Annotated in this window: 25 protein-coding genes and 1 tRNA gene; 11 read left to right on the top strand and 15 right to left on the bottom strand. The window is 40.2% G+C overall.

The features are described from left to right. Positions 1–67: 67 nt before the first annotated feature. The gene (ggt, locus tag AAGD16_RS10765) at positions 68–1,732 is read right to left on the bottom strand and encodes a gamma-glutamyltransferase (RefSeq protein WP_377111668.1); all 1,665 of its coding nucleotides are present in this window, start codon (positions 1,730–1,732) and stop codon (positions 68–70) included. 111 nt (positions 1,733–1,843) lie between these two features. Next, the gene (locus AAGD16_RS10770; protein ID WP_090494398.1) at positions 1,844–2,389 is read right to left on the bottom strand and encodes a GNAT family N-acetyltransferase; all 546 of its coding nucleotides are present in this window, start codon (positions 2,387–2,389) and stop codon (positions 1,844–1,846) included. A 49-nt stretch (positions 2,390–2,438) separates the two neighbouring features. On the opposite strand from AAGD16_RS10770, the gene AAGD16_RS10775 reads away from it, so the two are divergent. Next, on the top strand, positions 2,439–2,804 hold the full coding sequence (locus AAGD16_RS10775) for a hypothetical protein (RefSeq protein WP_013465487.1): 366 nt from the start codon (positions 2,439–2,441) through the stop codon (positions 2,802–2,804). 72 nt (positions 2,805–2,876) lie between these two features. Here the strand turns inward: AAGD16_RS10775 and AAGD16_RS10780 are convergent, their stop codons facing one another. Further along, positions 2,877–5,099 carry a TonB-dependent receptor gene (locus tag AAGD16_RS10780; protein WP_377111672.1) on the bottom strand — a complete coding sequence of 741 codons (2,223 nt, stop codon included), beginning with the start codon at positions 5,097–5,099 and terminating at the stop codon, positions 2,877–2,879. A gap of 463 nt (positions 5,100–5,562) precedes the next feature. Between AAGD16_RS10780 and AAGD16_RS10785 the strand changes: the two genes are divergently transcribed. Together AAGD16_RS10785 and AAGD16_RS10790 are read left to right on the top strand one after the other, a co-directional pair. Beyond that, positions 5,563–6,708, top strand: coding sequence for a porin (locus AAGD16_RS10785; protein WP_377111675.1), 1,146 nt, complete (start codon positions 5,563–5,565; stop codon positions 6,706–6,708). A gap of 12 nt (positions 6,709–6,720) precedes the next feature. After that, positions 6,721–7,128: a phosphate ABC transporter substrate-binding protein gene (locus tag AAGD16_RS10790; RefSeq protein WP_377111678.1), complete on the top strand. Its 408-nt coding sequence runs from the start codon at positions 6,721–6,723 to the stop codon at positions 7,126–7,128. Between the two features lie 106 nt (positions 7,129–7,234). Here AAGD16_RS10790 and AAGD16_RS10795 read toward each other — a convergent pair whose 3' ends face one another. The 8 genes from AAGD16_RS10795 to rlmE all read right to left on the bottom strand — a co-directional run bounded on the left by AAGD16_RS10795 (position 7,235) and on the right by rlmE (position 15,381). Continuing rightward, positions 7,235–8,860 carry a methyl-accepting chemotaxis protein gene (locus tag AAGD16_RS10795; protein WP_013465493.1) on the bottom strand — a complete coding sequence of 542 codons (1,626 nt, stop codon included), beginning with the start codon at positions 8,858–8,860 and terminating at the stop codon, positions 7,235–7,237. Positions 8,861–9,110: 250 nt separating this feature from the next. Further along, positions 9,111–9,195: transfer RNA gene (locus tag AAGD16_RS10800), tRNA-Leu, on the bottom strand. 78 nt (positions 9,196–9,273) lie between these two features. Then, positions 9,274–9,627, bottom strand: a complete 354-nt coding sequence (gene secG, locus AAGD16_RS10805; RefSeq protein ID WP_013465494.1) for a preprotein translocase subunit SecG — start codon at positions 9,625–9,627, stop codon at positions 9,274–9,276. A 1-nt stretch (position 9,628) separates the two neighbouring features. After that, a complete protein-coding gene (gene tpiA, locus AAGD16_RS10810; RefSeq protein WP_013465495.1) occupies positions 9,629–10,378 on the bottom strand; it encodes a triose-phosphate isomerase in 750 nt (249 codons plus the stop codon). 72 nt (positions 10,379–10,450) lie between these two features. Further along, complete coding sequence (glmM, locus tag AAGD16_RS10815) at positions 10,451–11,800, bottom strand: phosphoglucosamine mutase (protein ID WP_013465496.1); 1,350 nt, start codon at positions 11,798–11,800, stop codon at positions 10,451–10,453. Next, positions 11,801–12,646, bottom strand: a complete 846-nt coding sequence (gene folP, locus AAGD16_RS10820) for a dihydropteroate synthase (RefSeq protein WP_377111685.1) — start codon at positions 12,644–12,646, stop codon at positions 11,801–11,803. A 95-nt stretch (positions 12,647–12,741) separates the two neighbouring features. Continuing rightward, positions 12,742–14,685: an ATP-dependent zinc metalloprotease FtsH gene (gene ftsH / locus AAGD16_RS10825; RefSeq protein WP_377111688.1), complete on the bottom strand. Its 1,944-nt coding sequence runs from the start codon at positions 14,683–14,685 to the stop codon at positions 12,742–12,744. 66 nt (positions 14,686–14,751) lie between these two features. Next, positions 14,752–15,381 carry a 23S rRNA (uridine(2552)-2'-O)-methyltransferase RlmE gene (gene rlmE, locus AAGD16_RS10830; RefSeq protein WP_013465499.1) on the bottom strand — a complete coding sequence of 210 codons (630 nt, stop codon included), beginning with the start codon at positions 15,379–15,381 and terminating at the stop codon, positions 14,752–14,754. Positions 15,382–15,469: 88 nt separating this feature from the next. Here rlmE and yhbY point away from each other — a divergent pair, with 88 nt between their 5' ends. Further along, positions 15,470–15,766, top strand: coding sequence for a ribosome assembly RNA-binding protein YhbY (gene yhbY / locus AAGD16_RS10835; RefSeq protein WP_008112687.1), 297 nt, complete (start codon positions 15,470–15,472; stop codon positions 15,764–15,766). Positions 15,767–15,823: 57 nt separating this feature from the next. Here the strand turns inward: yhbY and AAGD16_RS10840 are convergent, their stop codons facing one another. Both AAGD16_RS10840 and AAGD16_RS10845 read right to left on the bottom strand, forming a co-directional pair. Then, entirely contained in the window at positions 15,824–16,312 is a 489-nt protein-coding gene (locus AAGD16_RS10840) for a histidine phosphatase family protein (RefSeq protein WP_033104099.1), read from the bottom strand. Beyond that, on the bottom strand, positions 16,312–17,463 hold the full coding sequence (locus AAGD16_RS10845; protein ID WP_377111694.1) for a serine hydrolase domain-containing protein: 1,152 nt from the start codon (positions 17,461–17,463) through the stop codon (positions 16,312–16,314). The genes AAGD16_RS10840 and AAGD16_RS10845 overlap by 1 nt, the downstream gene beginning before the upstream one ends. Before the next feature lie 115 nt (positions 17,464–17,578). Here AAGD16_RS10845 and AAGD16_RS10850 point away from each other — a divergent pair, with 115 nt between their 5' ends. From AAGD16_RS10850 to AAGD16_RS10875, 6 genes are all read left to right on the top strand, one after another. Further along, on the top strand, positions 17,579–18,388 hold the full coding sequence (locus AAGD16_RS10850; protein ID WP_013465502.1) for a hypothetical protein: 810 nt from the start codon (positions 17,579–17,581) through the stop codon (positions 18,386–18,388). A 92-nt stretch (positions 18,389–18,480) separates the two neighbouring features. Further along, a complete protein-coding gene (locus tag AAGD16_RS10855; RefSeq protein WP_013465503.1) occupies positions 18,481–19,338 on the top strand; it encodes a MipA/OmpV family protein in 858 nt (285 codons plus the stop codon). Then, positions 19,328–19,714: a DUF3019 domain-containing protein gene (locus tag AAGD16_RS10860; RefSeq protein ID WP_016899250.1), complete on the top strand. Its 387-nt coding sequence runs from the start codon at positions 19,328–19,330 to the stop codon at positions 19,712–19,714. The genes AAGD16_RS10855 and AAGD16_RS10860 overlap by 11 nt, the downstream gene beginning before the upstream one ends. Positions 19,715–19,771: 57 nt before the next feature. Beyond that, positions 19,772–20,476 (top strand): response regulator transcription factor, encoded by a 705-nt coding sequence (locus AAGD16_RS10865; protein ID WP_028834012.1) that lies wholly within the window; start codon positions 19,772–19,774, stop codon positions 20,474–20,476. An 86-nt stretch (positions 20,477–20,562) separates the two neighbouring features. Then, positions 20,563–21,852: an ATP-binding protein gene (locus AAGD16_RS10870; RefSeq protein ID WP_377111699.1), complete on the top strand. Its 1,290-nt coding sequence runs from the start codon at positions 20,563–20,565 to the stop codon at positions 21,850–21,852. Between the two features lie 274 nt (positions 21,853–22,126). After that, complete coding sequence (locus AAGD16_RS10875; protein ID WP_024602058.1) at positions 22,127–23,482, top strand: sodium-dependent transporter; 1,356 nt, start codon at positions 22,127–22,129, stop codon at positions 23,480–23,482. Between the two features lie 54 nt (positions 23,483–23,536). Here AAGD16_RS10875 and AAGD16_RS10880 read toward each other — a convergent pair whose 3' ends face one another. Both AAGD16_RS10880 and AAGD16_RS10885 read right to left on the bottom strand, forming a co-directional pair. Continuing rightward, complete coding sequence (locus AAGD16_RS10880) at positions 23,537–23,980, bottom strand: GNAT family N-acetyltransferase (RefSeq protein ID WP_213608759.1); 444 nt, start codon at positions 23,978–23,980, stop codon at positions 23,537–23,539. 52 nt (positions 23,981–24,032) lie between these two features. Next, the gene (locus AAGD16_RS10885) at positions 24,033–24,776 is read right to left on the bottom strand and encodes a sporulation protein (protein WP_013465509.1); all 744 of its coding nucleotides are present in this window, start codon (positions 24,774–24,776) and stop codon (positions 24,033–24,035) included. 309 nt (positions 24,777–25,085) lie between these two features. Here AAGD16_RS10885 and AAGD16_RS10890 point away from each other — a divergent pair, with 309 nt between their 5' ends. Then, entirely contained in the window at positions 25,086–26,657 is a 1,572-nt protein-coding gene (locus tag AAGD16_RS10890) for a cation:proton antiporter (RefSeq protein WP_377111704.1), read from the top strand. Positions 26,658–26,691: the final 34 nt, after the last annotated feature.

Below are 26,691 nucleotides of genomic sequence, written 5' to 3' on the forward strand. Positions count from 1 at the left end.
TAAGTAATACTCTATTGGCAATCCCCCCAAACAAGAGTTTGGGGGGATTGACATGCAAACGCTAACGTTAAAACACGATTGCTTTTCCTCTACCGCTTTGCTCTGACGCCGCATCTAATTTGCCATTATGATTAATAATCACATGCATATCACCAAAGTGGCGTTCGTCCACTGTGTAACCCATTTTTATCAGCTGTTGTTTTACTGATGGCTCCAAGCCGGCATGTGCTCTGATCACATTTTTTGGCCATAACTGATGATGAAAACGCGGGCTATTTACCACATCATCGGCGCTCATATTAAATTCAATCGCGTTGAGTATCGATTGATACACCGAGCTAATAATAGTAGTGCCACCTGGCGACCCTGTTACCATTTTCACCTGATTATTACTGAGTAAAATAGTGGGGGTCATAGAGCTGAGCATACGTTTATGCGGCTGAATTTCATTTGCTTTGCCGCCAATGGCACCAAATACATTCATAACCCCGGGTTTAGCGCTAAAGTCATCCATTTCATCGTTTAAAATAAAGCCTGCGCCTTCTACCACCACACCACTACCAAAGCCTAAATTAATGGTGGTGGTATTAGCTACAGCGTTACCCATGTTATCGACAATGGAAAAGTGAGTGGTTTGCTCGCTTTCTTTTAAACCGGGTTTAATGTTTTCGGTGGTTGAAATAGCCTTTAAATCTATACTGCTACTACGGTTTTTAAGATAATTTTCTGCAAGTAGTTTTGCTGTAGGTACTTGGTAAAAATCAGGATCGCCTAAGTACTCTGCTCTATCGGCAAATACTCGCTTACCTATTTCAGCCAATAAATGCACATACCCTACTGAATTATGTTGTTGTGCAGGCGTTGGTTTTTTAAGCTCATACATTTTCAGCCATTGCAATATAGCAATGCCGCCTGAACTTGGTGGCGGTGAAGTAAGCACTTGGTAGCCATTCCAGTTCGCTTTTATAGGAGTCCGCGATTTAGCACGATAACGTTTTAAGTCATCTTGGTTAATGATCCCGCCATGTTGGTGCATAAATTTTGCAATAATTGCGGCAGTTTCACCTTGATAAAAGCCATCTTGACCGTCATCGCGAATGCGTTTGAGTGTGGCAGCTAGCTCTGGTTGTTTAAAAAGCGCACCTGCCGTAGCTGTAGCAAAATAACTGGCAAAATTTACTTTAATGTTTTTATTATTTAGATGCGCTATATAGTCCTCAATCAGCTGAGCCAACTTTTCAGGCACAACAAAGCCCTGCTCTGCTAATGTTACCGCAGGTTGCACTAACGCTTTCCACGGTAACGTACCATGCTTTTTATGGGCTAACCACATTCCTGCGACACTGCCAGGCACGCCACTAGCGTGTATGCCGTAAATAGATTTATTTTCAATTACTTGCCCCTGCTCATCTAAATACATATCACGATGCGCGGCACTGGGCGCGGTTTCGCGGTAATCTATAAAATCACCTTTTCCATCTTTATGGATAAGCATAAACCCACCGCCACCAATATTACCCGCTTCGGGGAGCGTAACGGCTAATACAAACTGAGCAGCAATAGCTGCATCAACCGCGTTGCCGCCTTGCTCTAACACGGCTTTTGCAGCGTGGGCACTAAATGTGTCGGGCATCGCCACCGCACTTTGTTTAGCCGCTACATTAAAAAAGCCTACTTGTATTATTAAGACACTGCTAATAATTAGCTTGCGTGGTGAAAAAAATGTTCCCATCCCATATCCTTAGGTTATTTTTATACATTGATGGCAAACATTAATGCACAGTAACAAACACTAGGTCAATATTTATACGCCACATTTAAAGAGCTTAGGATTGTTGTTAGATTATCCACATGACTTTGAATAAAGTACGGCTGTTAAATTTGAGCCATCCTCTGTATGAATATAATAATGTTTAAGCTGCATACCGAGTTTTTTCATAACATTAATTGAGCCAACATTTGAGGTCAGTGCTGTAGCGCTAATTGCCTTTACTTGGCGTTGTTTTTCAAGCTCTGAACAAATAGCGCCTGCCGCTTCGATAGCATACCCTTTGCCCCAACTCACTTGCTTAAACCGCCAGCCCACTTCAATATCACTAAAATCAGGCGTATCTGAAAAAAAGCCCATCGGCCGAACAAGCACCCATCCTATAAAGGTATTGCTTTCACGCAAGGTTACTTGCCATAACCCCCACCCTTGTTGCTCGTTACGATAAGCAAGCATTCTAGGAATACTGACTGTTTTTATCTCTTCAAGCGAAGTGGGTTTACCTTGTGTTAAATACTGCATAACGGCTGGGTCTTGATCGAGCTCGTATAATTGCGGCCAATCATGTTCGTCCATTAGTTTAAAACTTAATCGTGTTGTTACAGCTATGTTCATTTTCATTGTTGTATAGTTACCCCTGAAATATAATTTTCTCTAAAGGAGATAGTAAATGAAGAAATTAGCAGGTTTAGCTTTATTAGGCACTTTAATTACGTTAACTGGCTGTGAAGATGCCAACGAAGTAAAACAAGATGCAAAAGAAACAAGCGCTCAAGTGAAAGAAAAGCTTGATGAAACTTGGAATGAAGTAAAGGAAAAAACCAATGAGCTTAAAAATGATGAATCATTAAACGAGCTACTTGAAGAAAGTAAAGAAATGGGCTTAGACATGTACGACGACGGCAAAGAAGTAGCTGTTGATGCATGGATTAAAAGCAAAGAAGCGGCTGGCGAGCTGACTGAAAAAACCAAGCAAAAAGCACGTGAAATTGCCGCAGAAATTGAGCAGGCACGTAAAGAACATAAAGAAGGTTAATTATTTTTAACCATAAAAAAAAGGTAAGCTATGGCTTACCTTTTTTGTTTTACTTTTAAAGTAAAATATAAATTATAGTTCAAAGTCTTTTTTGAATTTTAAACCAAACTCACTACGATCATTACTGCGCATAACGCCAACAAAGCCAGTTTGCTGTAGACGTCCTACATCGTAAACTTCGTTTAATACGTTTTCGCCATATAACGTCACTTCCATATCACCGTATGGGTTAGTGTAAGAAATGTTAAAGCCAACTAACTCACGCGAATCAATTGTTTCACTTTGGCTATATACTGACTGACCTTGCATTTCACTACGGTATGAATAATTAGCATTAAGTGCAACTGTCGCACCGCTGTCTAAATCCATAAAGTATGATGGAGCAACCATTACAGTCCAGCGAGGTGTTAAAGCCGGTGAATCACCTTTACCAATACCTTGAACGCCGGCATCAACCTCTGTAATTTCTGAATCTAGGTAACCTACAGCACTTCTTATTGTAAAGTCGTCAGTGATAGCAACGGTGGTTTCAAGCTCTATACCTTGTGCTTTTGATTGGCCCGCATTTTCAACAATAGTTACAAAACCACCACCCGCTGTTGGATCTGAAAACGGAAGTGCTAAATCAGTGTAATCAGTAACAAATACCGCTAACATCATAGATACGTTTTCGTGTACCTGGCCTTTCAAGCCCATTTCGTAGTTAACCGCTTTAGTTTCGTCGAACGACACAAACTGATCTGGTCCGCCAAATGGACGCGGTGGGAAGCCACCAGTTTGATAACCTTTTTGAATTTGACCATACACATTCATGTTATTGCTGATTTGGTATGATGCATTAATGTCCCATGTCACCGCGTCAAAATCAGCACTTACAAACTTAGGTACAGGGAATGTTGGGAACTGCGCGTTTGCGTCTTTTTCGTCTTTAGAATAACGCAATCCACCGCCAACAGTTAAATCATCAGTTAAATCGTAGCTAGCATTAATATAAGCTGCATATGAGTTAGTTTCTTGATTAATTTCAAAGTCGCCGTAACCACCAAATGAAGGAGTAACGCCATCATTCAACAAGCCATTTGGTGTATTGAACGGGCTAAATACAAATGGACCTGAACGAGTGAAGCCATCTTCGTTAAAGAAGTAAAGACCAGAAACAAAATCCATGTTGTCGAATGTTGCATTTAACTGAAGCTCAAATGAGTACTGATCGGCTCCACCTTCTTCAGGAAATTCTGATAAGTTTAGAGGTGATGCATCATCATCTAGGCCACCTTCATACTCAGATGTACGATAGCTTGAAATAAATTTAGCTGTGTATGTATCGTTAATCGCCCAATCAGCAGTTAAAGACGTACCCCAACCAGAGTATGACGTTGACTCAATACCAGCAACAGTAGTACCTAAATCATCTGGGTCTGATGGGATCATGTCTTGTGTAAGTAATGGAAAGTCACCATTGAATACATCATTTGGGTCAAGTGGTTCTGTCAGTTCAATTGTATAAGGAGATTGGCCTGACTCGTTATCAACACCGTCTAAAGAAAACGTAAATGCAAGATCTGAATTTGCTTGCCATTTAAGAGCAACACGACCGCTAAACTCTTCTTCTTCACCTATTTCTTTTTCTGGGTTCGCTAGGTTTACCGCTTCGCCAACACCGTCGCGTGTTTTGTATGACGCACTTGCAGACATACTTACTTCATCATTTAATGAGTTATTGAAGTAAATATCGCCAGCAATACGTCCACGACTACCTAATTTTGCAGACGTTGTTAAAATACCTTCATCGCCCGGTTGTTTGGTAATAACGTTTACCGCACCACCTAACGTGTTTCGACCATATAGAGTACCTTGTGGACCGCGCAGTACTTCTACACGCTCAACATTTGGTAATGATAGGTTAGACCCCATTTGACGGCCTAAGTAAACACCATCAAGGTATACACCCACACCAGGATCGGTTGTAATAATGTGATCTTGCAAGCCAATACCACGAATAAATACCGAAGCATGTGCTGCGTTACCTACACCGTAACGTGTGATGTTTAAATTTGGAACGTATTTGCCAATATCTTCAAGGTTACTCATATTGGCTTTATCAATTAAGTTAGCACCAATTGATGTGATAGCGGTTGGAGATTCAAACAAGCTCTCTGTACGTTTACGAGCTGTAACTTCGATTTTTTCAAACGCATCTTGTTTTGCAGTTGTTTTGGTTTCTTCAGCACTTACTGAGGTAGTCAGGGCAGCAACTATTGCTAGGCTTAACTGTGAGAGTTTGCGTAGTTTCAAAATATTCTCCAAAGGATACCGTAAATTATTTATTATGCATTTACTGGTGCAACCAGTAAATTTTGGGCATAAAAAAAGATGCGTGGTAGCATCTTTCCTCTGGAAGGGCATTATATTACACAATTGTGAATTTATGTATTTATTTTTTGGTAAAAATGCAAATGTTCCTTATAGGGGAAAAATTAACACGTTGCAGCGATACTTACTTTTTATGCAATTACGGCATAAAATCTCTCGCAATAAATATACGCTCTTAAATTTAATTGGTTGAAACTTATTTTGATATTTTACTTAAAATCAGCAACCTGCATTAAAAATATCAGGCACACCCACTTAAAAAATAATAACAAAGTATTAAATCAATTGGTTTTTATCACTAACTTGCTAAATTGATTAGATATAGCTCTATTTCACTTCTATAATACGCTTGAATCAACATCTAATTAACTAATAGGAAATACATATGAAAAAGCTATCTGTAGCAGTAGCATTATGTGCGGCTTTAGCAACAAACTATGCTAGCGCCGAAGTTCGAATTAATGGCTTTGCATCAATTGTCGGTGGAAAGAGCCTTGATAGCGACAGTACCTTATATGGATATGATGATGACATTTCATTTAAAAACGAAAGTGTCTTTGCATTACAGCTATCAGCTGACCTAATGGAGAAACTAACGGCAACAGCTCAAATTGTTGCTCGTGGTGAGAATGATTTCGACGCAGAATTTGAATGGGCCTACGTAACTTATGAACTAAGCGACGAGTTACAAATTAGCGCGGGTAAAATGCGTGTACCTTTTTACCGTTACTCAGATTTTATTGATGTAGGTTACGCTTACCGCTGGGTACGCCCGCCTCAATCTGTTTATAGCATTCCTTTTTCTACCTATGAAGGTTTAAGCTTATTGCACAATACACAACTTGGTGATTGGGATTCAACAGTACAAATCATGTACGGTAGTTTTGATGGTGAAATAGACGCAATCACTGAAAAAACTCAAGCTGAGCTTAATGATTTTGCTGGCATTAACTGGACGCTTGCATACGACTGGTTCAGTGTTCGTGCTGCATATTTAATTGCTGAATCATCATTTGCACTTGACGGAACAGACCCTAGCGGGGCTGCATTAAATGGCTTAGAAGCTGCACTTCGAGCAAACAGCTTAAACACGTTAGCTGACGATATTGCAATAAACGAAGATGACAGCAGCTTTTTCGGCTTTGGCTTCTCAATTGATTATGATAATTTCTTATTTGATGCTGAATATACACAATTTGAAGTAGAAAACAGTATTTTGACTGAGCAAACACAATATTATGCATCTGTAGGTTACCGCTTGGATGACGTTATAGTCCATTTTACGTATGAAGATAATGACGATAAGCATGATGCATCTCGCTTTGACCCTATCGCAGCAGTACCAAGCCTTAATGCCGCTATAAACGGTGCCTTGACAGGTGTTCAAGCGCAAAGCAATGTATACACTATCGGCGCGCGTTACGACTTTCACCCTTCTGCAGCGTTTAAAATCGATTTTAGCCGCTTTGAAGACGATGTAACTGATACAGAAACTGATGTTGTTGCTGTTGGCGTTGACCTTGTATTTTAATTGGAGCAAATAATGAAAAAATTAATTTTAGCTAGTGCACTTTCATTGTGCTCAATTAATGCTTTTGCAGAAGTTGCGGTAATAGTTAACGCTGGAAACGCCAATGCTTTAGACGCAGATACTATTAAGAAAATATACCTTGGTAAAGCCAAATCATTTGGTGATGGTACTAAGGTAAACCCAGTAAACCAAGATGGTACCGCTGCAGCAGATGAGTTTAACGATAAAGTTGTAGGTAAATCTGGCAGCCAGCTTAATGCTTACTGGTCTAAACTTGTGTTTACAGGTAAAGGTACACCACCCGAGAAGTTAGGTTCTGATCAAGCTGTCATAGATTTTGTCGCTGCTAATGCAGATGCAATTGGCTATATCGATAGCGCCAAAGTAAGTGATAAAGTTAAAGTAGTGGGTAAGTATTAATCTGCTAAATTAAAATAAAAGCCCGCAATAAATACTTTATTGCGGGCTTTTTTATCCCTTAACGTTTTACAAAATCATAAAACGTTAAAGTAATGTGCTTTAGCAACTACTCAATTTTAAACTTAGCAGTTGCATCTAATAAGTTATCTGAAAGGTAATGTAAGTTTTTAGCCACATCTCTTACTGCTTTTAGTGAGCTCATAGTATCTTCAAATGAAACATGCATATTAGATACGTTGTCTACAACCATTGCAGCAACAGAGGTTTGCTCTTCTGTTGCAGCTGCAATTTGCGAGTTCATGCCATTAATTTCTAGTATTTGCTCTGCAATTTTTTCAATCGAAACACCGGTTTGCTCTGCTGCACTAGCATTATCGGTTGCCATATCTCTTGCAGAGGTCATCGCGCTTACAGATTCATTAGCTGCCACACTTAATGTACTTAACAATTCACGTATTTCATTAGTTGACTGCGCCGTACGAGAGGCAAGCTCACGGACTTCATCTGCAACCACGGCAAAGCCTCGGCCATGTTCACCCGCGCGTGCAGCTTCTATTGCGGCATTTAGGGCTAATAAGTTTGTTTGCTCGGCAATGGATGTAATTACATTTAATATTTGCGATACATTTTTAGTGTCATCAGCTAACTTATTAATGGTGCTGGCCGCTATATTAATTTCATCACTTAGCGTTCGCGACGCATTTACAGACATTTTTACTTGTATTCGGCTTTGATCTACTTCTTTTTCTGCGGTTTGCACGGCATTAGATGCGCTTGCAGCTGATTGTGAAATATCACCAACGCTTTGCTTCATTTCTTCCATCGACTGTTTAACAACATCTGCATCGGTGGTTTGTTTGGTGGTCGCTCTCTCCGCTCGCTCCATCCCTTGTACAAGACGGGTTGAATTTTCCATTAACGGTTCACATACCGCGATGACTTCTAAAACGGTTTCTCTAAGCAGGCTAATAAAAGCATTAAAGTTTATAGATACCTGTCCTATTTCATCCTCTGAGTTAACAGCAAGCTTGGTACTTAACGACCCTTTACCACTTGCCAAAAGGCTTAAATTATTAGCGGCATCACTGGCTGATGAACCGATATTACGCGCTATCCAAATAGCCATAAGTAATAACAGTGCTAATGAAACTACCGCAACAACCAGCATTAAGTTAAGTGCGTCATCTGAGCGAGCTTTTGTATTAGCAACAAGCTGGAAAAAGCGATCATCTGCTTTTTGCTGTGCGCTTTTAAAGCTGGTTAATACGGCTTCGTATAGGCTTGTTTTAAGCTGAGCTTGTTGTTGAATTTTACTGAAATCTGCCGTGCCATTAACCATACCATTGGCAATAGTTGCAGATATTTTTTCGTAATTAGCTAGTCGTGTTTTTGTATCATTATCAATATAAGAGGTATTAATTGCCTCAATCGCACCAAGATTAGTAACCAACTGCGCATAGGTTTCACTCGCCTTTGTTACTAAGTCTTGCTCACCAAAGGTTACAGCCTGGGTGTATAATTCATCTAATTTTTCTAAAATACTTACGTTAGCCAAGGTTAATTTGGCTACTTTATAAGACGATTTCTCCATTTCATTGAGTGATATGCGATTTTCGTTCATGGCAAAGTAGTTAACCAAAACGATTACTAAGAATGCGATGATCGCTATAGATGTAATTGCATGTATTTTTTTAGTAATGCTGAGGTTTTTAAAAGAGAAACCTGAAGCCATATTCATTTACTCCGTTTAATTATCTATAGTTATTATCGGCTTAAGATGCAGAAATGTTAACTTTATTTTTAACTTTAGACGCTTTTTATACATAAAGTTAAATATACCGTAATATTCTTTTGTAAACACTAACAATTGAAATATAGAGTGTTCTACTCAATGATCAACATTAATCCTAAAAGAGTTGTTTAATATTTTAAATTTTAGGCACAAAAAAACCAGTAACATTGCTGTTACTGGTTTTTGTATTTGGTGCGGATGGGGGGACTTGAACCCCCACGCCCGAAAGCACTACCCCCTCAAGGTAGCGTGTCTACCAATTCCACCACATCCGCATTTTTTAAGCTATTGCTTAGTGTTAAGTCCGCATGTTTATTTGAGGGAAATAAACAACTTAACGATTTAAAACTAAATTAATTTGGTACGTCAGAGCTTTGCTCTTTAGTTGATGTGACTGGCACATCTTCTTCAACTGGAGTCACTGTTTCAACAGCTGGAGCCGCTTCTAGGTTTTCCCATTCGTCAGTCTTTTTAATTTGACCGGCAGTTAGGTTACCTAACACAATACTAAGCACAAAAAAGATTGTAGCTAATACCGTTGTCGTTTTCGTCATGAAATTCCCAGCCCCAGAAGAACCGAAAACTGTAGACGATGCGCCGGCACCAAATGATGACCCCATGTCCGCACCTTTACCTTGTTGGATCAAAACCATACCAACAAGCGCTAAAGCTACAATTAAATACACTACTAATAAAATTTCGTACATCTTATACGGTCCCTTTTGCACTATTGCAGATAGCAGTAAATGATTCTGCTTTTAAACTTGCGCCTCCAATTAGGCCGCCGTCTATATCTGTTTGCGCAAATAATAATTCGCTATTTTTTTCATTAACGCTACCACCATATAAGATGGTTAGCCCTTGTGCTAAATCGCTATCTAGTGCAGCAATTTTGTCACGGATAAATTTGTGAACACTTTGTGCCTGTTCAGGCGATGCAGTCTTACCTGTGCCTATAGCCCAAACGGGCTCATATGCTATCACAGATTCTTTTAGTGCTGCTACACCTAATTTATTAATTACCGCGTCAATCTGCGCAGCAACTACTTGTTCTGTTTGACCGCTTTCTTGCTCTGTTTCGCTTTCGCCAACACATAAAATAGGCGTTAGACCTACTTGTTGCGCGCGAGCAAATTTTGCAGCAACGGTATCATTGCTTTCTTTGTATATGCTGCGTCGTTCAGAGTGACCAACCAGTACATATTTCGCACCAAGCTGCTTAATTAGCTCTGCATCTACTTCACCAGTAAATGCACCTGGGGTATTTTCAGACACTGTTTGCGTGCCTGTTGTTACACCACTTGCAATCATTGCTGGGACTAGAGGAAACGGAGGAAATAAAACAATGTTTACTTCAGAAGATTTAACATCGTTAATAGCATCAGACAGTTGTTGAACGAGTTCTAATGAACCATTCATTTTCCAGTTGCCTGCGACCATCGCTTTGCGTGCTGCCATTTTTCCACTCCACATTAGAAAGCGGGCGAGATATTAACTCGACTCGCCCAAAGTTACAAGAGGTTATTGTTATTAATCAGTTTGTTTGCTCATAGATTCGACAACCGCTGCTATTTTCTGTGCACTATCTATTACTATTTTTTCTTGCTCAGCTTCAACCATTACTCGTACTACAGGCTCAGTGCCTGATTTACGCAGTAATACGCGCCCTTTATCTGCTAAGCTTTGCTCTACTTCAGCAACTGCAGCGAGCACTTCGGGTGCTTGGGTCGGATCAGTACCGGCAGTGTAACGTACGTTAATCATTTTCATTGGGTACTTAGTAAAACCGGCTCCTAAGTCTTGAAGTGTACGATTTTGTGCTACCATAGCAGCAAGCACTTGTAAGCTTGAGATGATGCCATCACCCGTGCTGATTAAATCTAGATTCAACACATGGCCTGAGCTTTCACCGCCAATTTTCCAGCCTTTTTGCTGCAGCAGTTCCATCACATAACGATCACCGACTTTACTGCGAGCAAAAGCAATGTTTTTTGCTTTTAACGCATTTTCAAGTCCCATATTCGACATAACCGTGCCAACAACACCACCGCCTAAATTGTCATCTTGTGCAGCTTGGCAAGCAATAATATAAACCAAATCATCACCGTCGAATACGCGGCCATTATGATCAACCATCATCACACGGTCGCCGTCGCCATCATAGGCGATACCGACATCCGCTTTGTGTTCAAGTACTTTACGCTTTAATGTGTCAACATGGGTTGCGCCACATTCATGGTTAATGTTTACACCGTTTGGCTCACATGCATGAGTGATCACCTCTGCACCAAGCTCTCGCATTACAGAAGGAGCAATATGGTATGTAGCACCATTAGCACAATCTAAAACAATTTTAATTCCTTCAAGGGACAATCCTTGTGGAAACTGGCTTTTACAAAATTCAATATAACGGCCATCAGCGCTAGATAAACGTGTTGCTTTACCTAACTTGTCAGAAGCAACACAGGTCATAGGCTCGTCAAGCATCGCTTCAATTTGTAGCTCTACCTCATCATCTAACTTTAAACCTTGGCCATTGAAAAACTTAATGCCGTTATCATAATAAGGATTATGTGATGCGCTGATCACTATCCCCGCTTCAGCGCGAAACGTTTGCGCTAAATAAGCAACTGCAGGCGTTGGCATGGGCCCTAAAAGAATAACATCAATACCTGCTGCAATTAATCCAGCCTCTAGGGCAGTCTCCAGCATGTAACCTGAAATACGAGTGTCTTTACCTATAATGACTTTTTTAGTGCCATGAAGTGAGAGTACACGCCCTGCGGCCCAACCCAATTTCATCGCAAACTCTGGGTTAATAGGACCTTGACCTACTAAACCACGCACACCGTCCGTGCCAAAATATTTTCTTTCTTTCATTTAAAGTACTCCTTGTTTGCAGGCTTGATATACGCCAAGCACATCTGCGGTTTCTTTTACATCATGCACACGAATAATGTGTGCACCGTTTTGTGCGGCGATCAGTGCTCCAGCTAAACTGCCTGCCAATCTATCGTCTGTGTCTCTATTTAATAATTTACCAATCATTGACTTACGCGATAATCCCGCGAGCAAAGGAAGTCCCAATTTTGCATAATCGTTAAATTGAGCCAATATTTGATAATTATGCTTTAGTGTTTTTCCAAAACCAAAACCAGGATCTAAAATTAACTGGCTTTGTTTAATGCCAGCAGCTTCACATGCGGCTATTCGCTGGCTAAAAAAATCGTTTATCTCACCCGCTAAGTCATTATAGTGAGGAGCGTGTTGCATACTACGAGGTTGCCCTTGCATATGCATTAAACACACTGCTACCTCAGGAAACTGTGCAACCACATCGATTGCGCCGGGCTCTTGCAATGCCCGTACATCGTTGACAATATCAGCACCGGCTTGAATCGCTTGGCGCATCACCTCAGCTTTACTGGTATCGATTGAAATAACGCAGTCACTTTGCTCACGAATAGCTTTAATAATAGGAATAACACGCTTTAGCTCATCTTCAAGGCTAACATCAGGTGCGCCTGGGCGTGTTGACTCGCCACCGATATCTAAAATGGTTGCACCATCATCAAGTAATTGCATCGCATGACTCAGCGCGGCAGTTGTATTTAAGAACTGACCGCCATCAGAAAATGAATCAGGGGTAACATTCACGATCCCCATAATCACAGGCTCTGCAAAATCAAGCGTTCGGCCGCGCGCAAGGTTAATTTTATTATTCATCGCTAACCTTAATATGTGATAATTTTAGTTATTTACATCAAACTGATACAAAAAAGCCCCGAACTTCGGGGCTTTTGGATACGTTATTTTAACGATTATTCAGCTTTATCATCAAGGTTTGTTTCATCTTTTTTAGATTCATCAGCTGGTTTTTGTACTTCATCAACTGGTTTCTCTTTAGAAACATCTTCTTTTTCTGGTTTAGCTTCATGACGGTCATGCGCATCACGTGGTTCACGTACAGGCTGACGAGCCATTAAATCATCAATTTGCTTAGCATCAATGGTTTCATACTTCATTAATGCATCTTTCATTGCATGCAGAATATCAATGTTTTCTTTCAATATTGATTCTGCACGTTGATAGTTGCGGTCTGAGAATAAACGTACTTCTGCATCAATTACTTTCGCCGTCTCATCAGACATGCTCATAGAGCGACCACCACCGCCACCCATGTACATCTCACTTTGATCTTCAGCATAAAGTAATGGACCTAATTTTTCGCTTAAGCCCCACTGAGTCACCATCTTGCGCGCAATATCAGTGGCACGTTCAATGTCGTTGCTTGCACCCGTGGTTACTTTGTCTTCACCATAAATGATTGCCTCAGCAATACGACCACCGTAAAGGCTTGAAATCATTGATTCTAAAAGCTCTTTAGAGTGACTAACACGATCTTGTTCTGGTAAATACATAGTCACACCTAGCGCTCGGCCACGTGGGATAATAGATACTTTATAAACTGGGTCGTGCTCTGGCACCATACGACCTACAATTGCGTGGCCAGCTTCATGGTAAGCCGTCATTTCTTTCTCTTGCTCACTCATAACCATGGTCTTGCGCTCAGCGCCCATCATGATTTTATCTTTCGCAGCGTCGAATTCAGCCATACTAACAACACGTTTATTGCCACGCGCAGCATACAAAGCCGCTTCATTTACAAGGTTAGCGAGATCAGCACCCGAGAATCCTGGTGTACCACGTGCAATCACGGCCGCTTCAACGTTATCGCCTAATGGCACTTTACGCATATGTACTTTGAGAATTTGTTCACGACCACGAATATCAGGTAAACCGACCACTACTTGACGGTCAAAACGACCAGGACGAAGTAACGCAGGGTCTAGTACGTCAGGACGGTTTGTCGCAGCAATAACGATAATACCTTCATTACCTTCAAAGCCATCCATTTCAACAAGCATTTGGTTTAGAGTTTGCTCACGTTCATCATGGCCGCCCCCCATACCAGCGCCACGTTTACGCCCTACCGCATCAATTTCATCGATAAAGATAATACATGGAGCTGCTTTTTTAGCTTGTTCGAACATGTCACGTACACGTGATGCACCTACACCTACAAACATTTCAACAAAGTCAGAACCCGAAATAGTAAAGAACGGTACTTTTGCTTCACCAGCAACAGCCTTAGCAAGTAATGTTTTACCTGTACCTGGAGGACCGACCATAAGTACGCCTTTAGGAATACTACCGCCTAATTTTTGAAACTTAGAAGGGTCACGTAAAAAGTCCACCAGCTCAGTTACATCGTCTTTGGCTTCATCACAGCCAGCTACATCAGCAAAGGTCGTTTTGACTTGATCTTCACTCATTAAGCGGGCTTTACTTTTACCAAATGACATGGCGCCTTTTCCACCGCCACCTTGCATCTGACGCATGAAGAAAATCCACACACCAATAAGCAGGATCATAGGGAACCAAGAAATAAAAATGCTTGCTAAAAACGATTGCTCTTCAGGTTTAACACCTTTAACGTTCACATCGCTTTTTAACAAATCATTTAAAATGTCTTTGTCATAAATAGGCATAATGGTTTGAAAACGCTCGCCACTATTTTTTATGCCAGTAATTGTGCCACTACCACTTTCAATGGACACTTCTTGTATAGAGCCGCTACGGGCGTCTTTTACAAATTGACTGTAACTTGTTTGACGATCAACTTGATCGCCGCCATTAAAGCTCTGAAATACTGACATAAGCACTACTGCAATAACCAGCCAGAGTATTAGATTTTTCGCCATATCGCTCAAGGGGTTAACCTCTTGTATCCAATTAATTTAAATTCAACTAAACGCCAAGCAACTGTACTACAGTTTGTATCCAGTCGCTACTATATATACTTCCCGAGAACGGGGACGCGAGGCATCCGGTTTACGTATCTTCACTGCTTTAAAACTATTACGTACATCTTGCAAATATTGATCAAAGCCTTCACCTTGGAATACTTTAACAATAAACGCGCCATTTTTCTTTAAAACTTGGTTGCACATATCAAGTGCAAGCTCAACCAAGTACATGCTGCCTGCCTGATCAACCGAGTTATTGCCACTCATGTTAGGTGCCATATCAGACAATACCACATCTACATTTTTACCATCAATGCGTTTTAACAATGCATCAAGTACCGCTTCTTCACGAAAATCGCCTTGTAAAAAGTCAACGCCCGCTAAAGAGTCCATAGGTAAAATATCACACGCAACCACTTGGCCTTTGTCACCCACTTTTTCAGCTAAGTATTGTGACCAACTCCCTGGGGCTGCGCCTAAATCAACAACGGTCATCGCTGGACGCAATAACTTATCTTTGTTTTGGATTTCGTCTAATTTGAAAACAGCTCGAGAGCGCCAGCCTTTTTTTTGCGCTTCTTGAACATATTTATCATCAAAATGTTCTTTAAGCCAACGTTGTGAACTGGCTGACTGTTTTTTATTTGTCATAAATTAACACGCAACTAATTAGTAATATTCTCTAGATGGCGTTAGAATACCCTTAATTCAAGCCATATTCAGCAAAATTTGTAATATCATGACATTATCAAACAAACAAAAGCAGTTTTTAAAAGGTCAGGCGCATAGCCTTAAGCCTGTAGTTTTACTAGGTTCTAACGGTTTAACCGAAGGCGTAGTAGTCGAAATCCAAAGCGCACTAGAAATTCACGAATTAATTAAAGTGAAGGTGCCAACAGACGATCGTGAAACCAAAAAGCTTATTTTTGATGCCATTGTTCGCGAAACAGGGGCTACTAAATTACAGACTATCGGTCATACGATTGTGCTTTATCGTCAAAGCCCTGAGAAAAAAATTCAATTACCTCGTGGCTAATAAGCCATTTAAAGGTAAAACAAAAAAACCAGCCATTGCTGGTTTTTTTATGCCTGCTTAAAAACCCATTGTCAGCGTTTTAACTTCATAACTATTATTTTCTAGCTTACTCACTAAATAATAATGCCCGTACTGACTCTCATCCATACTTTCAATAGCTTGGTTACTCAATAATGAAGCCAGCTGCGGTGTGGTATTACTATGTCCTATTACTACCACAACGCCATTTTGTGCTAATAATTGTTTTTTCAATGTCGTTAGATCAGCAGCATCATAGGTAATAACTTTAATATTATAATACGCGGCTAATGGCGCTGCCGTGCTTAGGGTGCGGTTATAGTTACTGCTGAATAACGTTATGTTTGGATAGGTGTTAACTAACGAAACCAAGTGCTCAGCACGCGCTTGGCCTTGGGCAGTTAGAAATGGATTTTCCCCTGTTTGTTTTTCGCTATGTCGAAACAAGTAAACCTGTTCAGGGGCAGAAAAGGCGGGTTGGCAAATAAGTAATAATGCTATTAACAATGTTTTTATGTGGGCGTTCATTATTGCTTCTCTCGTTTATATGCTAATAGGCGATTTATAAACTCAGTTGTAAGCTCATTTATGAGTCCAGTTTCTGCATTTAAAATCAAACTAAAGCCTACATTTAAGTGCGGAAACACAACCAAATCACTGCGGTAGCCTTGCACCCAACCACTGTGGTAATAAAGCGTTTCATCATCATAATCATACACACGCCAGCCTAGCCCATAGTAGGCTTCGTTCATGTGCTCTCGCCATACTCGTCTGTAGCGTTCTTTTTTAGTATGTGTATAAGGACGCGTTTGCGTGGCCAATGCATCTAAGGATAATACCGATGGATATTGCCCTAATTGCGCATTTAACCAAATAGCCATATCTGACGCACTGGCGTTTACCCCAGCCGCCGGAGCGACTTTATAATAATTCTTTTTCAAACGGGCACTGTACCAACGCTTTTTCCCACGCACATGAGGGTGTGCGTAGTTACTATCTTGCACCATGGCATCGTAGCCTAAGCTTGCATCGTTCATTTTTAGAGGGATAAAAAATGCGTCATAGAGCCACTGAGTATAAGTTTTGTTGGTGCTTTTTAAAATCACGTCATCAATTAAACTAAACATGACATTTTGATAGCCATAACAGTCACCGGGTTCGCATATGGGTTTTACACTTAATAGCTTTTCTACAATATCGATATACCCCATTCGCGATTCGATTAAATTATCGTATGCATTCGGTACTAGCCCACTAGAATGGCTTAAAATATGAAAAACCTTTAAATCATCTTTGTAGTCGGTTTGTTTAAATTCAGGAATGTAATGACTAACAGGAAAATACAAATTAAGTTGTTCTTCATTTGCAAGTTTTGCCGCTAACGACCCTGCAAACGTTTTAGATACTGAGGCCAAACGAAACCGAGTGTGTGGATTAATTTTTTGCCCACTGCGCACTTTGGTATGCCCCATAGTATGAATATAGTCACGCGCTTGTGCGTTGACGATGGAAAGCGCTCCGCCCGGAATCTTTTTTACTTTTAGTTTTTTTTCTACGTAGCGTCCATAATTTTTAACAAAAGCTTCCCAGTGAGGATCTGTGCTTGCGCTTGCCTGTAAATGCGTCCCTAAAATACATAAAGCAAAAAAATAAAAGGGTAAGGAGTTAAAATACTTCATTCTTAGCTAATTTTTCTTTTTTAGTCATAATCAGCCTCTATAATATCATGAACTTTTGCTCGGACTAACGTACAATATGTTCGATTAATGGCTTTTGAGTGGATGTAAAATATTTATGCGTTTTTTAGTTGTATCACTTTTTATTGTATTAGCTTCAGGTTGTGCCGTAGTTAAGCAGCCTGCAGAACCTTTAGCAATGCCTGCAAAACCTTTGCTTAAGAGTCAAACTTACCAACTTAAATATGAAACCGAGCATGCTTCACCGAAAGTAAAATCGGTGCAATTACCTGCACATAACATTAAAAAAAATCAGACTGTCAGAGTGATCGTAGACCGTGCAAGTGTCACTGACACATTAGTATCTCAAATTAGCCAAGCACTTAACGATAAACAACTAAAAGTTACCACAACCGATAACAGTGATTACACGTTAGCTATTCATCAAGTTGACCTTGAGTTTATAGATGATGCAAAGTACATCCTAGCGCAGCCAGAAAAACCTTATTCATTGTTTTCAAAAGTAGCACAGCAATTCCCTTCTCAACAATGCGCAAATATACTGGCACAAGTTAGTATGCGCCTTACACACAAAGCATCGGGAGATGTAGTGTGGTTTGCCAAATCATCAATAGATAGTGCAAGCTTTCACCGTGAGCCCCTAATCTATAGCTTTACTGAAGAAAAAAAGATCACTAACGAGTTAGAAGTTGTTGCGTTTATTCATAAACATAACACCGAACAGGCTCGGCTTAAGCGTGCTGAACTTAAAAATGAAGTAACGGCGCCTGCTTATAAAACGATCACTAAACTGAGTCGTTTAACTAAATTAAATGGGCCATGTACACGTACTGAGATAAGCGCATTAACTCCCATGATGCAATTTTACTTAAGCAGTATACTTATCGATAAAATTAAAGTTCAGTAGTTGCAGGACGACCGCTACATTTTTTTACAGATTTAGCCAAGAGTTTGACAATATACTACCCTTTTAAGCAAACTCTAATTTAGGTTCCAAGGATGAAGCATTTCCCACAAAGACATTTTTTCCGTTGTACAGCCTTATTGTTTGCGCTCATTTTTAGTGGCCAGAGCACAGCAAGCAATCGTTACTATGCCGATAACACATTGGAACCCACTACAGGGTTTGCCTGGGACTGGAGTGCAGGAGCTGGTTATTACATAGAAGATTCTTATTTGGTGGGGATGAATTCTTATGATGTTGGCGCCGAGTTAGATTTAAGCCTTGCGGTTTCTTACGATAATTTTTACCTTGATTTTGATCATAATCAACTCAGCGGTGGACTTGTTTTAGGCTATAGCTTAATTAACAAATACGATTGGGGCCTTGATTTATTAGGCACTAATTCCCAAGCCGGGTTTGACGAACAAGGCTTAGGTATTTATAACGATGGCATTATTGAGCCACTGCGCGGTATCAAAAAACGTAACTATGATTTTGATACCGGCCTTCGATTAACACGTCGATTTGAAAACTCACAAATTTCCCTTGAATACTTACATGACATATCTGGTGCTCATAATGGCTGGGTGGCAAACGTATTTTTTAGTCATATTCAGCCTTGGCGTAATTGGGAGTTTCGCTCTGGTATTGGCCTAAGTGCCTACTCTGCAGATTTTACAAACTATTATTTTGGTATTGATAGCGATGAAGCAAACGCAACTCGCCCTATTTATCAAACCAATGCCAGTACCAGTATTATGTTTGAATTTCATGCTGAATACCCCATTAACCAAGATTGGGTCTTTTTAGCAGGCTGGTTAACGACGTGGTTTTCAAAAGAAATTGATGACAGCCCAATTATTTCCCAAGGATATCAACACAAAGCCAAGGTAGGCGTGCGTTATGTACTTTAGATTTTTTTACTGTTTATTGTTTAGTTATTCAGGCTCTTTGCTGGCAGCCCCAGTGCAAATACCCGCTCAATTGAGTGCAGTACCTGATACCTGTGTGGCCTTACGTGAAGGACGTCACTGTTACGCCGATGTTGTTTTGTCATGGCAGCAAGTAGAAGTGGGGAATTATTGTCTACGCGATGCCACCTCAAAGTACATTATGCAGTGCTGGCTTAAACAGCGACAAGGTTCGTTTAATTATGCCTTTGACTCAACGCAAAGTATTTCGTTTGAACTATTTGACAGTAATACATCACAAGTCATTGCCGTCACAGAAGTAAAATTACAATGGGTGTATCAAAATAGGCAAAAAAAGCGGCGTTGGCGGTTATTTTAGTCACACACTATAAACATTATGATAGCTAAACATCATTTAGGTATGCGAAGAAAGCTTATGGATAATTACGGTACTATTTTACTGGTTGAAGATGATATTTCTCTTGCACAATGGGTCACTGAGTATTTAACAGAGCAAGGCTATGTTGTACATGTATGTCATCGAGGTGATGAGGTAATAAGCCAAGTAAAACGTTTAAACCCACAACTTATTTTACTCGACATTATGCTGCCAGGGCTTGATGGTATTAGTGTATGTCGTGAGCTACGTAGCTTTTATCATGCCCCAATTATAATGCTTACTGCCCGCGATGAAGAAATGGATGAAGTCATTGGGCTAGAAGTCGGTGCTACCGATTATATAATAAAACCAGTACGCCCTCGCGCATTGCTTGCACGCATTAAATCGGCCTTGCGCTACAGTAGCGACACGCCTAAAACCGATGATCAAGCAAATATGATCAATATCGGTCAATTAAGTATTAATACCGAGTCACGCAACGTTACCCTTAACCAACAGGATGTGAACATTTCAAGCGCAGAGTATTTATTACTGCATTACTTAGCCAGTAATGCTGGACAAGTTGTTTCCCGCGATGCGGTGTTTAAAGCAACCAAAGGCAGGGAATATGATGGCTTAGATAGAAGCGTTGATGTGCTTATTTCTGCCTTGCGTAAAAAGTTTAATGATGACCCACAAAAACCAGAAAAAATTAAAACCATTTGGGGACGTGGTTATTTGTTTGTGACTACAGCGTGGTAAGTTTTAATGCCTGAGTGCTTAAAATAATTAGCGCGATAGTAATAAAAGTCACTTCAATACACCCAGCCTATTATGGAATAGCATCAATGAAAAAGTTTTATATTTCACTACTAGGCAGTGCGCTGCTTTCAATTATTGTTTTAGGTTGGCTTATTGATGCATTTAGCCAACAAGCGCATGCGCCTTTGGATGAGTTTAGCGTTCAAAGCCAGATTATTGTCGGGTTAAGTAAACAGCTCACGGCGCTTAAACCCGATGCTCGCCCGCAACAAGTAACAAAGCTCGCCGCTGACTTTGACCTTATACTTAACTACAAATTAAATCAGTCGCTGGCACTGCCCTTAGCGCTATTAGATAAAATGCAAACCCAAGGCGGATTAATACTCGAAGACGAGCAAGGCTTTTATATGCTCTACACAAATGATGAGTTAAGTCCTTATCATTTAACCATGCGTTTAGATAAACCCTATGAGGCCACACAACGAAACGATATTATTTTAACGCTATTATTTTACACTGGCTTATGTGTTTTTATGGGTTTTATTATTACCCCTTTAGCAAAGCGCCTTACGGTGTTAAACGAAGCAGCAAAGCAATTTGCATCTGGTAATGTTAAAGCGCGTATTACCCCCTCTCGATTTACCTATATAAAAGATGTGGAACTGACCTTTAACCGTATGGCGAGTCAAATTGAAAAGCTAGTTGCTGAAAACAAGCTAATGGCCTCCAGCTTATCGCATGATATTAGAACTCCAATTGCTTGCTTACGCTTTGGTGTCGACGCCGCTCTTGATAGTCATGACGAGAGTAAAATAAAGCATTATTTAACTCGCATGGAAACCGACTTGGATCATATGGAGTCAATGCTAAAAAGCTATTTAACGTTTGCTACTTTAGAGCAAAATGCGAATAAGCTTACTTACTCATCAGCAAACCTTAAACAATACCTAAGTGATATTGTATTGCAACTTGAGCCTAGAATAACCTCTCGCTCGCTTAATATTTCTTTAGAATGTGATGATCATACCGTTTATGCTGACTTACATTGGCTGGCAAGAGCAATCACCAACTTAATTAATAATGCCTGCGACTTTGCAAATCACAGCATTCAAGTAACCGCTTCAGTACAACAACGTTTTCTGGTGGTGAACATCGCCGACGACGGCCCAGGCATTGCTCAAGAAAATAATCATAAAGTATTTAGCCCATTTTTTCGTGAACGCAGCCACCGTAATCGCAGTGATAATAGTTATGGCTTGGGGTTAGCAATCGTCGCCAAAGTTGCCGATTGGCATCATGGCACCGTAAAAGTGAGTAAAAGTGAACGACTCTCAGGCGCCTGTTTCACATTAACCATCGCTCAGTTTGAACATTAATCAACAATGCAAAGATGCTCAATACAGCTGATAAACGAAATATAATTAAAAAAATTGTGCTATTTATAATCAAAATACGCACGTGTTATTTATACAGCTGATAAACGAAATATAATTAAAAAAATTGTGCTATTTATAATCAAAATACGCACGTGTTATTTATACAGCTAAATAAAACGCAATAATTGTGCAACAGAGACAAATAAGCACTTTTTATTTAATTACAATTCCAGTAGATTGTCACGGCGTCGAAAAAATAGAGAAGCAGAATAATATGAGTGCAGTAAGAGGTGAGTTTAGCTCCCGCTTTGGTTTTATAATGGCCGCGGCAGGGTCAGCTGTTGGCTTGGGTAATATTTGGGGTTTTCCGACCCAAACAGCAAGTAATGGGGGCGCTGCATTTTTAGTCGCGTATTTAGTACTGGCTTTCTTTTTAGCCTACCCCGCGCTAATGGCAGAACTGATGATAGGTCGCCATGGGCAAGCTAATGCGGTCTCTTCATTAACTAAATTAACCACGCGACCATGGCAAAAGCAATTTGCCTTTGCTGTCGGTTTTGGTGGTATTTTATGTGCTGGATTTATTTTAAGTTTTTATGCCATTGTTGCCGGTTGGATGTTAAGTGCCACTTTAGAACCGGTAACCACATTGGTCGGCGCTGATGCCGCCTCTTTATGGTTAAGTGAGCAATCGCTTACTCGTAATATTCTTTTCACTGTTTTATTTATTATTTTAACTGTTGCTATTATCAGCCGCGGTGTAGAAAACGGCATTGAAAAATGGTCTAAACGCTTAATGCCCGCTCTGCTCGGTATTTTGTTTGCCCTAATTGCCTACGTGATGACTCAAGAAGGCGCTGTTGAGGGGTTAAAAGCTTACTTAGTCCCTGACTTTTCTTCTATTTTTGACCCTACATTGTTAGTGAGTGCCTTAGGCCAAGCTTTCTTTTCATTGTCACTGGGCACCAGTGTGATGATTATATATGGCTCATATATCAGTAAAAAAGAAAACCTTGTTTCCCTTGGCGCGTATGTAACCTTAATTGATGTGTTTATAGCGTTTGTAGCGGGTTTATTGATCATCCCTGCTATGTATGTGGCACAAGCGCAAGGTGTTGAAATATTCTCTGCAACTACAGGTAAACTTCTCTCTGAAGATACTCTCGTATTTCAGGTATTGCCTGCCTTATTTGATGGCATGGGTGGTGTAGGTTTATTTGTTGGCTTTGCTTTTTTTGCATTGATGAGTATTGCCGCACTAACTTCATCTATTTCCATGCTAGAAGCGCCAGTGTCGTACACGGTAGAGCGCTTTGCGATGAAACGTGTTCAAGCAACATGGTTAATAGGCGCTTTAATTGCCATAGTGAGCATTACCATAGTGTGTAACCTAGGCACTTTATTTGGCTTAGTGATCACCCTAACAACCAAGGTTGCACAACCTTTATTAGGGCTTATGTGCTGTATATTTGTAGGTTGGATCTGGTACAGATCGTCACTACTTAAAGCGATTCAACAAGGTAACCCTGAGGTGCATAATACGTTATTTTGGAAGATATGGCCTTGGTATACTAAGTTTGTATGCCCTATTGCCATTAGCTTAGTATTTTTACATTCCCTACTAAGCTAGTTAAAAGATGCATAAAAAAGGCCCACATCAGTAGGCCTTTTTAGTGGAGCAATACTACTGCTTTAAAATCATATCCTGATGGGGTATGCCATCTTCTATATATTCATCACCAACACATTCAAAACCGAATGAGCGATAAAAATTCAGTAGGTAGGTTTGTGCGCCAATATAAATATCGCGAGTCGGCCATTGCGCCTTACAGCATGCTATTGCTTCATTGACTAACTGTTTGCCTAATCCAGAGCTTCGCTGTGATTGAGCAACCAATACACGCCCTATCGCACTGTACTGAGCATCTTTTTCATAACAACGGGCATAGGCATGCACCGATAGCCCATCAAGTAAATAGACATGACGTGTAGTGTCTGCGATATCGTGATCATCAAGTTCAGGGTAAGGACATGCTTGTTCTACAACGAATACATCGACACGTTCACGCATGATTGAAAATAGGGTTTGGGAGTCGAGCGCAGAGAATGGCTCACATTTAAACGCCATTTAAATACCTTTTTTATTGCAGGGGCTTACCTAAAGTAAGCCCCTAAAGCGATTAAGCAAATAATCGCTCTAACTGATCACATAACTGCGATAAATTAACATGGTCATGCTCTATGGTTAAATCAACATAGCCATCACTTCTAAATGCCCTGTCTAATTCAATCAATACATGGGTTTTATGCGCTTCAGGAATAAACGACAACTCAATTTCTTTTATGCCAAACAAACTGCGGCTATTAGGCTGATACTCAAGCTCTTGATAACATCCCGACACAGATTGAAAAGTAGGGGCACGTAAATGGCCTTGTTCTACATCGGCTTTAACTAAACTAAAACCAAGCTTTTCCATCGCTTGCATGCATGTTTTAACCGCTTCATTAGGATAAATGTGTAAATGGTCTTTATCTGTTGGATCAAGCGCAAGGTCAATATCAAGGCCTGTTTCTAACCATACATAAGATTGATTATAACCTGCATTAATTTCAGTTATAGGCGTTTCTGAGTGTAAACGGGCTTCAAACGGAATAGTTCTTACTTCACCGGGCTCAATAATACCAATATCGGTAATGCGCCACTGGTCAATCACATGATTAGTGAAATAATCACCGTCTTCACTCGCCACTTTGACACGGGTGACTAACATTAAGTCTAAACCGGTAATTTCTTGGCTCACATCGCCTGCAGTAATTACAATTTGCGCGTTAAATAATTGCCCCGGCTGAAGATGCTCGGTCTCTAAAATAGTATCTACTTTGGCGGCACCAATGCCTACCGATGCTAAAATCTTTTTAAACATATTTTCTCCTTAAGCTAAGCAACTCTAATGTTTGCTTACGCTTAAACTCCTTCGTTATGGCATCTTAACCACATTTAAAAGCTCTTGTCAGCGAAAAACTGCTATTTACATGCTGTTTACCATAAAACTAGCCATATATGTGCATTTTTTATACATTGAAGCTACTTTACCTCTGCATAAACTGACAGTAGCAATCATTTGATAAATACTCACTATCACGTAACTAACTGCGTTAAATAAGTAGATTAATTGTCAATAAGCATTGTTTTTCGCTACACTACAATGCCTAAAAAAGTGGTATTAATAACTATGGAACTAATTTATTTTGCTACCGCCTTCGTCTGCGGTTTTGGTATATACCAGCTAAAATTGCCGCCACTTATCGGCTTTCTTATGGCTGGATTTATTCTTAATTTAGCGGGTTATAAAAGCACGGAACTGCTGGAAACAATTGCATCTTTAGGGGTTACACTGCTACTTTTTAGTATTGGCCTCAAGCTTAAAATTTCAAATTTAATAAAACCTCAAGTCTGGGCTCCGGCCACCTTACATATAATTCTAAGCAGCGCCTTATTTAGTGGCTTTATGCTATTCCTGGGTGTTTTTGCACTGCCATTATTCGTCGATTTAAGTTGGCAAAGTGCGCTGTTAGTTGGTTTTGCTCTGAGCTTTTCAAGCACCGTATTTGCGGTAAAAGTTCTTGAAGAGCGCGGTGAAATGGCAAGCCTGCACGGTAAAATAGCCATTGGTATTTTAGTTATGCAGGATATATTTGCGGTTATATTTTTAGCGGTCAGTACCGGTCAGTTGCCGAATATTTGGGCCTTAGGGTTAATTATTGCCTTACCTTTATTTCGCCCTGTTATGTACTGGGTGTTAAACCGCTCTAAACATGGTGAGTTACTGCCGCTATTTGGGTTTTTCTTTGCCTTAGTAGCAGGTTATAACGCCTTTGAATTTGCAGGTCTCAAAGGTGATTTAGGTGCTTTGATTGTAGGTATGATGTTCGCACCACACAAAAAAGCCGGTGAATTGTCTAAGTCATTGCTTAGCCTAAAAGATATATTGCTAGTTGGCTTTTTCCTAAGCATTGGTTTAAGTGCAGAGCTTACTGCCCACTCCTTAGTCGTCGCTTTAGTGCTGGTATTAATTATTCCAATTAAAACCCTGCTTTATTACATACTAACCAACCTATTTAAACTTCGTGCGCGTACCTCTTTGTTAACAGCATTTAGCCTAGCTAACTTTAGCGAATTTGGTTTGATTGTGTGTGCAGTTGCCGCATCTACCGGCATGGTTACCTCTGAGTGGCTTGCTGTTATTGCGATTGCGGTGTCGATCACCTTTGTAATTGCTTCTCCTTTAAATAAACGCTCTAACGAGCTATACGTTAAAATTGAACGCTTTTTATTAAAGTTTGAAAGCAAAACCCGCTTAGCTGAAGAGCTCCCAGTAAACTTAAATGACACAAAAATTGTTATTTTTGGCATGGGTAGAATTGGCACAGGTGCCTATGAAACAATAAACGCAACTCATCCGGATGTTGTTGCAGGTATTGATATTAAGCCTGAGGTAGTTGATAAGCATGTAAAGCGAGGTCGCCGAGTATTAATTGCCGATGCCACCGATCCTGATTTTTGGCAACGTGTTAACCACTCCCACGTTGAAATGGTAATGCTAGCTATGCCTAAGCACATGCAAAATATTTTTGCCTTAGAGCAATTACAAGCATCGGGTTATAAAGGACAAGTAACGGCGATTGCCAACTACCCCGATCAGCAAAAAGAATTAGAAGAAATGGGAATAGACTCTACTTACAACTTTTACTTAGAAGCAGGTAGCGGTTTTGCAGAGCATGTAAAGCAAACCCTGTTTCCTTAATAGGGTTTAGATGCAAATAGATTGCATTTACATT

The sequence above is a fragment of the Pseudoalteromonas sp. M58 genome, from assembly GCF_042604605.1.
In the GTDB taxonomy this organism is placed as follows: Bacteria; Pseudomonadota; Gammaproteobacteria; order Enterobacterales; family Alteromonadaceae; genus Pseudoalteromonas; species Pseudoalteromonas tetraodonis.